The following is a 13460-nucleotide window of genomic DNA, read 5'->3' as shown; positions in this document are numbered from 1 at the left end:
CATGCTCGAACCGAAGGCCTGTCGCTATCTCTTGAAGCTGCCCTTAGAGCGGCTCACGCCGGGGCTTGGAGCCTTTTCCGTTCCGATTGATCGAATCCTCGGGTACCCTGTTCTAGCCGCGTCGGCGGAACTGCGTTGATAGATGGCTGCATGGAGAGCGGAGATGGGCCGGCTCGATAAGGAGATGGATCCCTTCCACCCTGCCGCTCATCCGGCTACGGGGGATCGCGTCCCCGAGAATCTACAGCTTCAGCATGTCGACATGGCGTCGTCAGTTGATCCGGACCGAGAGGAAGCCACCTCGTCGCCCGCGCATTTTGGGTCGGGCCAGGCGGCGACCGGCGGAACGGGCTCTACCGATTGGATCGACCGAGGACGTCGCATCTGGCGGAGCCATCTCCAGCGCGATCAACTCCCCCGGACGACCGGAGGGTCGATGGGAAACTTTGAGCGGTGGTTGATCACACTGCTGAGCGTCGGCCTCGTCGTGAGCTGCGTTTGCGCGATCATTGTCTTCATGCAGGTCAACGCGCGCAAAGCGGAGATCGCAACGCTGCAACGTGATATCATCGCGCTCAAGCTACGCGTAGCCAGGCTCGATCAGATCGCAAGCACCAACGAGATCCGTGAAAAGGCAAGCAGTGGAACACCCAAGCCGCCGTCGGAGACCCAGCCTGACCAGGCTCCGCTCATCCTGTCACGTGAAGAGATTCAGCTCATCCGAGACTATATCAAGCCTGCACCAGTTGCAGGCCCCGCGACTGAGACGATAAAGGTCGGCGATCCCGTCGCGGGAGAAACCGTACCCTTTCCCTCTCCGATCACGGAGAAGGTGCGGAAACTGCTCGGCGCGCGATTTACCGTTCGCAATGGCCTTGTCGTCATCATCCGCAGCGGCAGCCGTCACGCTGATGCTGTGATTGGGCCAAATTGACGAGAACTGGCCGTGATCGCAGTAGCCGGTCGACCGCTTATGGCTGGTTGTTGGGTGGTCTTTCAATGAACCGCCGGCTGCCATTGAGAAGCTCGAGGTTATTGGCGATGACCGGATTACCCGGATCGAGCGAATAAGCCTTCTCGAACTTCCGTCGCGCCGCATTCAGATTGCCGCGCAGCATGTACGAATATCCCTGGTCATTCAGGATCTGAACGGTTTCGCCTCCCAGCCGGATCGCTTGCGCATAGGCCTGATCGGCCAGGTCGAAACGACGCAGCTTGTCGTAGCTCGCTGCGAGACCAATCCAGGCCGTGACGTCCTTGGGTGATTTCTCGACAGCGTCCTTGAAATAGCGCTGTGAGAGTCCGTAACTGCCGCGATTGTAATGCTCCAGGCCCAGCCGCACAGGCTCGTCCGACGGGTAGTACTTGACGTCGGTCGGCTCCTGCACCGGGTCCCCACCCGGTGGATCGACCGGAGCCACGATGGCAGCCTCCCTCGTGGTATAGTCACATGCTGCAAGGCCTGGCGCCAGCCAGCAACAGGTCAGCAGTAGAATGGCACGTCGCATAATCTTGTCCCCCGCCCGGCCCAGCGGACGCACTGCACCGCACTCAAATGTCCCGTCACTCAACTCAATTACCAGAAGCCGCTACCTGCCCCCTGCCCCACCGACCGGCACCGATACTCCCGCCGATGCTCCCGCACCCAATCCAGTTACGTTGACATTCTGCGTGACCGGAGGCCGCTGGCCGATGAGTTTCGTCGGATCGCCCATGTCGGGAAGCTGATCCACCGGCTGCTGCTGGTTGCCGTAACGCGTCACGGCCGAGCCCACACGTCGAGCATCGTATGCGATCCGGCGATCACCGACGTATCGCGGCCATGGATGAATTGTATGGGTCACGGCGTTGACCTGCTTGGCATCGCCGGCGGTCATCGTGATGCTGTCGGAACGCTGAAAGTAGCGGTCCACCTCGTCATGACCGGCGACACCGTAACATCCCCCGAGGAGGAAGGGCGCAAACAGAGCCAGATACCTGATCGTCATCTCGCGCGTCCTCTAGTTTAGAGTTTTGACGACCGTCTGATCGGCACTCGCGGCCGGGACGACGACGGGGGTCCGGACTTCAGGCGCGATGATGTGGCCATACGGTCCCTTCACCTCGCCTCCGGAATTGACGTAGTCATTGTACCGCTTGCGGACTTCCATCTGGCCATTGAGGAAGAAATCGACGTCGTTGGCTGGCAGGCGGGAGTCGAGTGGCGATGCCAATTGCTGACCGGGTGCCGCCGGCGCGACCAGGCGCGGGGTCACGATGATCACCAGATCGGTTTCCTCCTGCTGATACGATTTGCTGCTGAACAGGCTACCAATCACCGGCACCGAGCCGATCCAAGGCAGTTGCGAGACGTCCTGGCGATTGCGGGTCTGCAACAGGCCGGCGATGGCAAAGCTCTGGCCATCGCGCAACTCAACCGTGGTTCGCGCGTCGCGGCGGGTCAGCGCAGGAACGGTCGTCCCCTGGATCGTCACGGCGTTGGCGAAATCAAGTTCGCTGACCGATGGCTCGACGCGGAGATTGATCACGCCGCGCGAGAGCACAGTAGGGACGAAGGCGAGCTCAACACCGAACTTCTTGTAGTCGATTGTGATGGTGGGAAAGCCGTTCTGAGTCTGGGTCGGGATCGGCACTGGAAATTCACCGCCGGCGAGAAAGCGGGCAGCATCGCCGGACAGCGTGGTCAGGTTTGGTTCCGCCAGCCGGCGTGCCAATCCTTTGGTTTCCAGCGCCGAGATCAACAGGTCCACCGAGCCCCCGCTGCTGGTCCTGATAATGCTGGTCAACAAGCTTCCGAACGGCGCCGGCGCAATGCCTCCTGCAGTACCGGCCAGCGTCCCGAGAGTTCCGAGGATCGGAAGGCTGCCAGCAGGATTGGCGCCAACAGGAGTGCTGCTGGGACTAAGGTTGCTAGTGCCGCCGGTGGTGGGTACCCGAGTGAGACTATTGATGCCACCGATGGGTGCCCGCCCGACGGCGGTCGTCGAACCAAGTCCGCTATTGCCCACATTGGTGCCATTAGCATTAGCAGCATACAGATTGACGCCCAAGTTGCGTCCAGCCTCGCGGCTCACCTCGAGAAAGCGCACCTCGAGCATCACCTGTTGCGGCGCCGCGACGCTCATCGCGTTGACGACGACGCCCCCTTTCGCGACCGTGCTGGTGGCGATCGCCATGGCCCGCTCGGCCGTAACTGCGTCGGCGGCGACCCCACTGAGCACCACCTGGCCCTCGGAAGCCGACACGCGGATACCCTGCCCGCCGGTGCTGGTCCGGATGTTCTGCTGCAGATTGCCGGTATCGATCACGACCTCGACGTCGAGGATCCCGATCTGCTTCATCGAGCTGTCGAACAGGATGACGTTGGTGGTGCCGGTCTGCTTGCCCTGCACGTAGATGAGATGATCGCTCAGCGACTTCACGTCGACGATGTCGGACGAACCCGCCACGATCGTCGCAAAGGCCGTGTCGACCTTGAAGGTACGTGACTTGTTGACGACGAGCTTGACCCGCTGGACGTCACTCATCTCGCTGACGATGACGCCGCCGGAGGAGCTGCGCCGGTCTGCAGCCGCCGCGCGGTCGGTGAACCCAGAGGAGGCGAGCGCCGCGCCCAGACCCATCACGCCGAAGGCGAGAAGCCTCCCGACCTTGTTACCCGCAACGCGATCGCCACTCATCCGAGTCCCCCCACTGCGATCCACGGAGATCCCCGCAAATCTACGTGCTCGACGTCCTCAACATTTCCCCTCTGCGCACCACGTCGCAGAGCTTACAATCTGTCCCACTACAATTCGTTACTTCGTGTTTCCAAGATCATCCTCCCTCATGCAGGCAGGTTGCAAGACGTGATACTTACCGCGCCGCCGCAAGCAGAAAGAAAACCCTTCAATGTTGCCAGCGCGCATCATTCTCACTGGTTGTGGGGAACCATCCCGCCGCACAACCGCTCTTGGCGCGCGCTCCGGTCGTGGCCTTGCGATGGAAGGACAATCGGTGGCACGCTTGGCGATTCGCTTGGCCGAGTAATCCCGCACCCGCGCGTTTGGCCCGCACGCCGCGGCGACAAAGAGCAGTCGAGCCAAACATGTCAGGCGTGCTGCCATATTCGCCTTAGAAGGGAATCTGGTTGGAGGCGATCGGCGCATTGAGCGTTGTGCCCCATATGGGCATCAGCATCTTAAAGTTTGCCTGGGAAGCTGTAACACTCAAGCTGTTGCTGTTGGCCCCCACGGTCAGCGTTGGCGTGAGACCTCCAAAAAACAGGAAGGGGGCCGCGGTCTGCTTGGCGGCGGTGGACAGGGGATCCCCGATGCAGCCGGCCGGCGACTGCGGCGGGCTTTGAAGCAAGGCAGGCGTATAGCAGCTGATCATGACCGCACGGGCGCCGGCACTCGCGAGCGTCCGCAAGGATTGCATCGTGATGGCATAGCGCCCAAGATCGAAGATGACGAACATCAACGTGAAAAGCGCCACGGACACCATGATGAATTCAAACGGCGCGATACCGCGATTGTCGAGCTTTCTCATCATTGCACCAAAGCGACAACTTGGGTGTAGACGATGGTGGCCGGCGCACAGCCTTCTGTGCTGAGGTAGCCGCCACCGCTCATGTCGATCGTTTTCGCAATCACTTGTGAACAGGTCGTATTCGCACTGGAAGTCGTACCGGCCCAGCTAACGTCGACCTTGGGAAAGTAGATAGCCCCGCCCAGGCTAACCTGACCGCCACCGTTTATGGTGACCTTGTTGCTGGTCTTGCTCGGAGCCTGATCATCAATCAGGACGCCATTCAGATCAGAAGAGAACGCGTTAGTGGTAGGTGCGGAGAGATCAGCCGTACCGCCGTTGATGGTAAGCTGCGAGTCTCCGAGCAGGACGAGGGTTACGCCTGTGCCCTTCAGTTGTCCGCCGGTCATCTTTATATTTGCTTTGAAGAAGAAGTATGTTCCCGGATCCAAAACGTACTTATCGCCGTTCTGCACCGTGAAACTGCCGTAAGCTCCAGTCCCGGCGCTATTTGGCGCGCAATGCTTCCACCCATCCGCCTGAAGGGTGCACGGCATATTTGTATTGCCCGTCCTGCTGTTGAACGATGCGGTGTCCAGTTTGCTGAGCGGATTGCTAGCGTACGTCATAAAATAGTTGTGCGGCACGCTAACATTGCTGCAGCTGCCTGTGGGGGTGCAGCCACTTACACCATAAACTGCCCATCCCGAGCCGGTGAACGTTGGAGTGCTGGCAAGTTGAACACTGGTATCCGACATCAGAGCGCAGCCAGTTCCGTTGTTGCTGAGGTTGCCAGCAAGCTTGAGTGCGCCGGAGTCAGGTCCAAGCGCCAGGACGCAGGCCTTGGTCGGCTGCTGGACCACTGCAATGGCTTGGGTGGGGATGTTGATGTTGGTCAAACCCAGCACTGCCGCCAGGTACGCCGGTTGTTGCTGACTGACTCTGGCGCGAACGGCATTGCCGGTACCTGCAGCTGGCGTTGTGAACGTGGTCCCATTGTAATCGCCGATATCGATCTGCACGGACCGCGAGACTCTGGTCGGTAGGCTTGTCGGACAGTTTCTGCCCGGATAGCCGGTAGCGTCGTTGGGACTCGAGTTGCAAAACCCGTTCTGTGCCGCGAATTCCTTGCCGCGATAATCCACTGTCTGGGTTTCGCAGGCCGCACCCGCCATCGTACATGAAAGCCGCAATGCGCCCGAATAGGCGGCCGAGTCGGCGGCGTTCTGCGCATGCTGGCGGGTGACGTACCACGATCCGGCCTCAGCCCCGAGTGCGACTACTCCGATGAGCGGCACGAGAGCGATGACCGTTGCGAATGCGACGGAGCCTCGTTGGGAACGGAGCAGACTACGCATGGAAGCCCCCTACTGGAAGCGTTCTGAGTAAGGCAGCGTGTAGGTACAAGTGGTGGGACACAGCACCCCTCTCCACACAATTGGAGCCAAAGTGATGGTTGTCGAGAATGTAATGTACTTGGGAGAAGCTAGATTGCCTGGCGAACAGCTGGCCCCCGCGTCTCCGCACAAAACCTGAAGGTTGCTGATCGCATGACCAGCGACTGTCGTCTGGAGCCCCGTCTTCCAGCTCACCGTGCCGTCAGGGGCGAGCGGATTAGCGTACTGCACATACTGCCCGAAGGAGCGCAATGCGCTCCATGCGGAGATAAACTGGAAGCCCGCAGCAGCCAGGTCGGCGAGCGGCATGAGCAGGAACGCCACCAAGACTGGGTAGACGAGCAAGGTCTCAAACGCGACGGCGCCGCGTCGATCCACGATGAACGACTTCCTGTGGCTCATGAGTTGACCTCGACCGATACTCACCCTTCCGGTCGTCGACCGGAACAGCACTCACCAAACGTAAGGGACCACTCTCCAGCGCGATGCTTCGTAACCGGAATATTCCGGGCAGTTGCGACGAAGCAGGTCCTCTTCGTAATAAATTCGGCAAACCTGAACGCCGATATGCAAGACGAGCAAGACCGCTGTCAGCGGCGTCGGGCTTCTCAGCACCACACCCAGCACGGCGATTTCTTCCGCAAGGTAGAGCGGGTGCTTGATCCACCGATACGGACCCGTTTGCACCACGTTGCGCGCCTGTGGCACCAGACTGAACGACCTGCCAAGATGTCGGATGGTGACCAGCATCATGATCATGCCGATCAACACGCACGCGGTGGACGCCAGGTTTGGCAACGCCTTGTCGGTCTCGCCGAAGAAGGCGATCGTCCACGGCATATAGGTGCCGACGAACGCCGCTATCCTTGGGAGACGGCCGTTCGCTTGCGCCTTCGCCGGGGGCCGCGTGATGATCAACAGCGCCAGGAGCACGTAGAAGACAGCGAGGCAAACACTCGACAGGAGCGACGGCCAAGGATCATGAACCGATGATCCGATCTTGATCGCCACGCCAAGCGCCAGCAACATGAACCACATGCCGCCGAACAGTTGCATTGTCCGATCGTAAGAGAACGTTTTCGACAGGGCAATCGTGCTCATGGCTACTTACCGAAGCTGGCGAACGAACGCACGAGGTGCAGAATGGGACTTCCTCCCAAGATGACGAACATGGCTGGAAGCAGGAACAACACCATCGGAATGGTCAGCTTGGCGCCCAACTTGTGTGCTCTTTCTTCAAGCTTGGTAATTCGTTCGCGCCGGAGGTCGACGGCGATACTCCGCAGAGCCTGGCCCACCGGCGTTCCATATTGCAGGCTTTGGCCGACCATGATTCCGAATCGGCGAAGCCCATCCGACGTCGATCCCAGTTTCTCGAATGCGTCGCTGCGGCTTGGCAGGATCCGGAGATCATCAAGAAGGCCGCTCATGACCCGGGCTATGGCGGGATTGGTCTCATTCATTTCCTGCGCGACGCGTGCCAGCCCGCTTTCCAGGCCCATTCCCGCCTCGCTGCACACAACCAGCAAATCGATCATGTCCGGCGTGCCCAGGCGAATGGCGGCATCAAACCGCCGCTTCAGCACCGCCAGTATCAATCGCGGCGCCAAGATCCCGATCGCCATGCCAATCAGCGTGAAGACCAGCACATCCAGCAGTGCCTTCCCGAAAAGCTGAGCGACCCCCCCGGCGATGATCGGGCATAGCGCCATGCTGACGGCTTTGACGCCGATCCAGGTCGGCAAGGCTCGATGATGATTGAAACCTGACGATTGAAGGATGGTTCGTAGCTGATCCAGATTCTCCTCAGCATAGAAGCGACGATACCGCATGCCGAGTGACGAGAACCAACCGGTCACATCCTGGAAGGGCGCAGACCCGCCAGCCACGCCCATCACGGCGTTCGATACCCGGGCGTCCAATGCACGAATGTGTATTTCGCGGATGATCAACATGCAGGACGCAGTCGCAGCCACGACTGCGAGGGCCACCAGACTGAGACCAGAAGTCATAGTTCTGTTTCCCTTCTGACCATCCAACTTATCACCAGGGCTCCGACAAGCACCGAAAGGACTGCGTAAGCCAGCAGCTTGTTTCCAACCGGATCGGTGAACAACAGATCAACCGTTTGCGGATTGGCTGCGTATAGGACCCCACCTGCAATCAAGGGCGAGACTGTCAGCGCTCGTGAGGAAAAGATCACCTCTCCTGCCAGCGCCTTGGCCCGAGCAGCCAGCGCAACACGTTGCCTGACAGTGTCTCCCAGGTTCTGCAAGGTCTCGGCCAGGCTGCCACCGGACTTCAACTGGACGGCAAGTGTCACCGCAAAGATCGCATACTCCGCCACCTGCGTCCGCCGATAGACGGCTTGGACAGCTTCCTCTGCAGGTCTTCCCAGATTCACTTCGCTGCATACGATGGCAAACTGCCCGGCGGTTGGCTGCGGCATATCGCGCGCGAGGGCACGAAATGCCTCGTGCACAGGCAGACCCGATCGCACGGTACTTGTCACCAGCTGGATCGCATCAGGCAGCTGTCGAAAAAGCTGAAGAGCAAAGCGACGTTGCTGCCATCCGAACAGGCCTCGTATCACAATGAGGGCCGCGATTACGGCGACAATGGACCCGTAGACGATGGAATATCCCAGCTGGCTGTTCGCATAAAGGATCGCTGCTGCTCCGAATGCACCGGCAAGCAGCACATAGGCAGGATGCAACACGTAAGGTATATCGGGATTGTAGTTGGATAGCCGATTGAGAAACTGAGCCTGGGACCCGGCCTCCAAGCGGCGAATGGATGGCAGGTTGGCCGGATGCGACGCTGGCAGAGCAACCGCCAACTGGCGATTGATGCGTCTTTCCCGCGCGTCGAGCCACAACGAGATGGCCGCTGCGCACATCGCGAGCGCCAGAACAGTGACGATCACGGACTCCAGCGTCATATTTGCCTCATGGCCTCGGCCCAAGCACCATCCAGCCCGAAATAGACCAGCCGGCTCTTGAACTTCGGGGTTGCAAGGTTGGACTTGTAGCTGCCCGATATCCGCCCGTGCACATCCTCCTCCTGATACTCGAAGGCTGCGATGTCATTGGTGGTGATCACCTCGCCTTCAAGGCCGATCACCTCGCTGATCTGAACGATACGGCGCTGTCCGTCCCGCATGCGCTCGACCTGCACAATGAGATCCAGCGCAGCGACGATCTGGCTTCGAATGGCGCGCGACGGCAGATTGACCTGTCCCATCTGCACCATGTTTTCGATGCGGGTCAGGGCATCCCGGGTACTATTCGCGTGTACCGTGGAGATCGAACCATCATGGCCGGTGTTCATCGCCTGCAGCATGTCGAATGCTTCGGAACTGCGCACCTCGCCGACGACGATCCGGTCGGGACGCATACGCAGGGCATTCACCAGCAGATCGCGTTGTGTCACCTGCCCTGTGCCCTCGAGGCTGGGAGGCCGGGTCTCCAGGCTGATCACGTGCGGCTGCTGAAGCTGCAGCTCAGCCGCGTCCTCGATCGTGACGATACGTTCGGTGTGATCGATGAACTGACTCATCGCGTTCAGGAGCGTCGTCTTGCCGGATCCGGTGCCGCCGGAGACCAGAACATTGAGCCGCGAGCGGGCGGCGATCTCCAGCAATCGTCCGATGGCCGCGGTCATCGAGCCGTTTTCGATCAATCCGGCGATGTCCAAACGGCGGCTTGGAAACTTCCGGATGGAAATGCACGGACTATGGATCGCCAGCGGCGGGAGGATGATGTTGACCCGGCTGCCATCCAGCAGGCGACAATCCACCATCGGACTGGATTCGTCGACGCGCCGTCCAACCTGCGCGGCAATCTTCTGAGCGACGGAGGCGATGTGATCATTGTCGCGGAATCGCACCGCAATTCGTTCCAGCTTGCCGCTTCGCTCCACGTAGACATTACTTGGACCGTTCACCATGATATCGTTGATCGATTGGTCCAGCAGTAGCGGACGCAGCGGCCCGTAGCCCGTCATGTCGTCGGCAATTTCGTCCGCGAGCTGCAGCTGCTCGCGGCCCGACAGCTCGAGCCGTTCCTGGTTGGCAATGTGGTGAATGATCTCCTCAATCTGCCGCCGAAGAACTTCCCGCGAGACGGTTGCGGCCACCGCTGGCTCGATCTGCTCAATCACCCGTTCACGCAGCGAAGGCGGGATTATGGGTTGGTGGATCCCCGGTTCGTCGCGCCTTGGCGCAGGCGACGGCACGCTCGGTGCGGATGCAGTCGCGCTGGGCGACGGCAAAGGCAGGCCTATCGCAGATGCAGGGAGGCCTGCCACCAATGCAGATACGTGAGCCGGTGCGTCGTCGTCACGCCTACCAAACTTCTTCATCGCAGATGTGCTGTGAGCACCCTCCTCCACCAGCTACCCCGCTCGGCAGCGACACCGCTGATCTCCCGTACGATCGGTGCCAGGTAACGCCGCAATTTCCTGACGTGCTTCAGAGCTGGAATTCCGAGATTGAGCGCCTCGGTCATGCCCTTGCCGAGATCGGGAACGACGATGTCGGGCTCTGCACCCAGCGCCTTGACAACCGCCGCCCTCGGAAGGCCTCCGGGACGACCGGCCCGGTTGAGCAAGGTGAAGACCCGGTCCTTGCCCGCGATGTTGATCACGGCGGCGCGTAGCGCATGGGCATTGCGAAGTCCGGTCACCTCGGATTCGAGCAGCACCATCACATGCCGGGACAGCGTAATCACGGGATAGATCGTCGGCGGAAACGGAACGGGTACATCGACGACGATGTAGTTGAACCGTTGACGCAGCAGACCCAGCACGTGTCGTATGCCAGCTTCGGTAATTTCGAGCTGCGCGTCGAGGTCCTCGTCGGCCGAGACCAGGCAAACCCTTTCGTTGACTTCGATTGCCGCGCGCTCGAGGAAGAGCGTGTCTGCCCGCGCCGGATTTTCCAGAGCGATACGCAAACCCGGCCCGGGACGAACACCCAACATCACGGCGGCCTCGCCGCCCTGCAGATGAAGATCAAGCAGCGCCACCTTGGCCTTGGTTGTCTCGGCAAGTTGCAGCGCCAGATTGATCGCGATGCTCGTGGCGCCGGCGCCGCCCTGCGCCCCGCAGATCGAGACCACGTGCCCGCCACGATCGATCTGGTTGGCTGCGACGTCGCCGAGAAGCTTGGGGCGCAGCTTGTCCAGCACCATGTCGCGCGTGAGCGGCCGCGGCAGATACTCGGTCAAGCCGAGCTCCAGGAGCTCTCGGTAGAAGGTGATCTCCCTGTTGTCGCCGATCACGGCCACGCGGACATCGGGTGGACAGACGCCGGCCAGCCTTTCCAGTTCGGTAAAGGGATCGTCGATGCCACTGATGTCTGCCACCAGCGCGAACAGATCGGTGTCGGTTTCAAGCATCCGTATGGCATTGCGGATCGTGCCGCGCCTGATCGAGAGGTTGGCGCCTTCGAGCCCCTTGCGCAGCGCCGCAGCGCTGAGCTCATCATTGACGAAGCCGACGATGCGGTTACGCGTGACGATCGACGTCGATTCTTCAGGCGGAGTGGCTATGGCAATGTTCATCAACGTTTCTCCGACAACCTGTTATCGTAACCCGCCGCCGTTGCAGCCGGGCGTACGGCTTCCGATGCACCGTCGCAGCTGACGAGAGCGTCTTCCTCTTGCTTCCTGACCGTGTATTGCTTGACCTCACCGCCTGAATGAACGAACACTGCCGTCCTCTGTGCGGAAATTGCATACTGGCGGGCAAGTTCAGGCGACACGTCACAGCTCGACATCGCGCCGGTGTCTGCCTTGTCCCACTGATCGACTGCTGCGCGTACGGCGAACGAGAGCGTCCCGAGCTGCTTTGCGACGGTGACTTTCTTGACCTGCACCTGCGTAAGCTCCAGTGACACGGTCTGCGTTTGCTTACCCGCCATCCCGCCGATGGGTCGCGCGCCCTGCACGATCTCCTGATCAATCGCGATGACTCGAACATTGCGCAGAACGGTTTCGCTGAGGGCACGACGCGCGGTATCGACTTTCTCGAAAACCTGAGTCAACACGACGTCGACGTGATCGCCCGGCCTGATGAGGCCTGAGACACCGGCTTCCTCGTCAACCTTGATGCTGATGGCACGGCTGTCTGGCGCCAGGACACTGGCGAGGAAACCCCGATCCCGCGGACGCAGGATATCCTGCAACGTAACGGGACTGCCCGCTTCGACGAAGTTGCGGATGAGTGAACCGGCAAGTCCGGCCTTGGACTCGGGGGTCTCAAGGATAGCGCCTTGGGGAACGCGCTCCGGTGGCACCGAGCGGACGGCCAAATCCTCTTCGCGGGCCAACGTCCCCCTCGGCAATGGCCGTGCCGCGACAAAGTATCCGGCGGTCGTCGGCGCCGCCGGCGCGAGGGTCTCTGTCACTTGTACTGGGACCGGAGGCAGCGCCTTCGGCAGGTTCATGCTATAGGCGATCAGTCCGAACGCTGTGGTTGCAAGCAAAAGCACCACGATGATCGACAGACGCAGCGCGGATGACATTTCACGATCCTTTGCTCAAAATGGTCCAGATACCGCCGCAGGCGATAGCAGCTCCGTAAGGCAGCGGGGCGTGTCGCAAATGGCGCCAACGCTCGATCGCGTAGATCCGGCGCGCGAGCGACGATCCGGCGGGTGCCAACCTGGGATATGGCAGGTGACGCATCATCAGATGCACCAAGGCAAGAACGCCGCCGGCCAGAACGGTGACGGTCAGCAACTGCATCACGCCGCTCGGCGGGAGACCAACCGCCAGGGCAACCAGCAGCTTGACGTCGCCGCCACCAATTCCTCCGCGCGCGTACAGGACAAAAAGTAGCAGAAAGAGGATCGCGGCTGCGATCAGCGACACAGCGACTTGAATCGTGCTGGGCAATTGACCGGCGATCCCGAGGAGCGCCAGCGCAAGACAAAATTCGTTTCGGATCAAGCGCGTCGCGACGTCCATCGTTGCGACATAGAGCAACAACAGGATTTCCAGGATCGAGGCTGTGGGAGCAATCCAACTCATGAAATGCACGTTTCAAAAAAGTGGAAGGCAAACTGGCGGGAGCACTCCTGCGGGAGGGGGGCTGCTTGGATTGCCCCCCTCTGGCGTCAAAACGGCTGTATCAACCAGCGATCGCGGTCGTGAAAGCGGTGGTGATTGCGGTGATCCCGGTAGTCAGCGCTGCCCCGATCTGCCCGCCGGCTCCACCACCGAACACAGCACCCACTGCGCCGACGATACAAACCGCGACGATGATGTACTCGAATGACACCACGCCATCCTGGTCCGTTCGCAGACGCTTCAACGCTTCCTTGGTCTCGATGAAATGATGCAACATAGGAAGAATCCCTTCTTTCAAGATGAATTTGCAGACACCTCGGCAACTTCCAGCGGCTGCGGATTTATTCCGGCCCCGCCAGCGATAAACTATCCATTAAATGTTTATTATCGTCAACATTTAATATATAATGTTTTTTGAATTAACCCTACTCGAAAGCGAGCCGTCGTGAAAATCCAGAATCGGCGAAAACCGGCGCAACAG

Annotated in this window: 15 protein-coding genes; 1 reads left to right on the top strand and 14 read right to left on the bottom strand. The window is 60.3% G+C overall.

Annotation, left to right across the window (positions count from 1 at the left end):
* Window positions 1-163: 163 nt before the first annotated feature.
* On the top strand, window positions 164-934 hold the full coding sequence (locus AABA86_RS23025; RefSeq protein ID WP_338308538.1) for a hypothetical protein: 771 nt from the start codon (window positions 164-166) through the stop codon (window positions 932-934).
* 37 nt (window positions 935-971) lie between these two features.
* On the opposite strand, the gene AABA86_RS23020 is transcribed toward AABA86_RS23025, so the two are convergent.
* The 14 genes from AABA86_RS23020 to AABA86_RS22955 form a co-directional block, all read right to left on the bottom strand.
* Window positions 972-1421: a tetratricopeptide repeat protein gene (locus AABA86_RS23020; RefSeq protein ID WP_240543397.1), complete on the bottom strand. Its 450-nt coding sequence runs from the start codon at window positions 1419-1421 to the stop codon at window positions 972-974.
* A gap of 168 nt (window positions 1422-1589) precedes the next feature.
* Window positions 1590-1988, bottom strand: a complete 399-nt coding sequence (locus tag AABA86_RS23015; protein ID WP_212253449.1) for a hypothetical protein — start codon at window positions 1986-1988, stop codon at window positions 1590-1592.
* A gap of 12 nt (window positions 1989-2000) precedes the next feature.
* Complete coding sequence (locus AABA86_RS23010) at window positions 2001-3680, bottom strand: type II and III secretion system protein family protein (protein WP_212253456.1); 1680 nt, start codon at window positions 3678-3680, stop codon at window positions 2001-2003.
* A 433-nt stretch (window positions 3681-4113) separates the two neighbouring features.
* Complete coding sequence (locus AABA86_RS23005) at window positions 4114-4533, bottom strand: TadE family protein (RefSeq protein WP_212253458.1); 420 nt, start codon at window positions 4531-4533, stop codon at window positions 4114-4116.
* The gene (locus AABA86_RS23000; RefSeq protein WP_338308537.1) at window positions 4530-5867 is read right to left on the bottom strand and encodes a TadG family pilus assembly protein; all 1338 of its coding nucleotides are present in this window, start codon (window positions 5865-5867) and stop codon (window positions 4530-4532) included. Before AABA86_RS23000 ends, AABA86_RS23005 begins: the two co-directional genes overlap by 4 nt.
* 9 nt (window positions 5868-5876) lie before the next feature.
* Complete coding sequence (locus tag AABA86_RS22995; protein ID WP_338308536.1) at window positions 5877-6308, bottom strand: hypothetical protein; 432 nt, start codon at window positions 6306-6308, stop codon at window positions 5877-5879.
* Window positions 6309-6359: 51 nt separating this feature from the next.
* Window positions 6360-7007 carry a methyltransferase family protein gene (locus AABA86_RS22990; RefSeq protein WP_338308535.1) on the bottom strand — a complete coding sequence of 216 codons (648 nt, stop codon included), beginning with the start codon at window positions 7005-7007 and terminating at the stop codon, window positions 6360-6362.
* 2 nt (window positions 7008-7009) lie between these two features.
* Window positions 7010-7918 carry a type II secretion system F family protein gene (locus AABA86_RS22985; protein WP_338308534.1) on the bottom strand — a complete coding sequence of 303 codons (909 nt, stop codon included), beginning with the start codon at window positions 7916-7918 and terminating at the stop codon, window positions 7010-7012.
* Window positions 7915-8847 carry a type II secretion system F family protein gene (locus AABA86_RS22980; RefSeq protein ID WP_338308533.1) on the bottom strand — a complete coding sequence of 311 codons (933 nt, stop codon included), beginning with the start codon at window positions 8845-8847 and terminating at the stop codon, window positions 7915-7917. Before AABA86_RS22980 ends, AABA86_RS22985 begins: the two co-directional genes overlap by 4 nt.
* Window positions 8844-10268, bottom strand: coding sequence for a CpaF family protein (locus AABA86_RS22975; protein ID WP_338308532.1), 1425 nt, complete (start codon window positions 10266-10268; stop codon window positions 8844-8846). The genes AABA86_RS22980 and AABA86_RS22975 overlap by 4 nt, the downstream gene beginning before the upstream one ends.
* The gene (locus AABA86_RS22970; RefSeq protein WP_338308531.1) at window positions 10265-11470 is read right to left on the bottom strand and encodes an AAA family ATPase; all 1206 of its coding nucleotides are present in this window, start codon (window positions 11468-11470) and stop codon (window positions 10265-10267) included. Before AABA86_RS22970 ends, AABA86_RS22975 begins: the two co-directional genes overlap by 4 nt.
* Complete coding sequence (cpaB, locus tag AABA86_RS22965) at window positions 11470-12432, bottom strand: Flp pilus assembly protein CpaB (protein WP_212253474.1); 963 nt, start codon at window positions 12430-12432, stop codon at window positions 11470-11472. Before cpaB ends, AABA86_RS22970 begins: the two co-directional genes overlap by 1 nt.
* A 1-nt stretch (window position 12433) precedes the next feature.
* A complete protein-coding gene (locus tag AABA86_RS22960; protein WP_338308530.1) occupies window positions 12434-12940 on the bottom strand; it encodes an A24 family peptidase in 507 nt (168 codons plus the stop codon).
* Between the two features lie 100 nt (window positions 12941-13040).
* Window positions 13041-13256 (bottom strand): hypothetical protein, encoded by a 216-nt coding sequence (locus tag AABA86_RS22955; protein ID WP_038949704.1) that lies wholly within the window; start codon window positions 13254-13256, stop codon window positions 13041-13043.
* Between the last annotated feature and the right edge of the window lie 204 nt (window positions 13257-13460).

It is taken from the genome of Bradyrhizobium sp. TM233 (genome assembly GCF_036247965.1).
In the GTDB taxonomy this organism is placed as follows: Bacteria; Pseudomonadota; Alphaproteobacteria; order Rhizobiales; family Xanthobacteraceae; genus Bradyrhizobium; species Bradyrhizobium ottawaense.
Note: the sequence above shows the minus strand (reverse complement) of the source record. Positions and strands in the feature narration are given on the sequence as shown.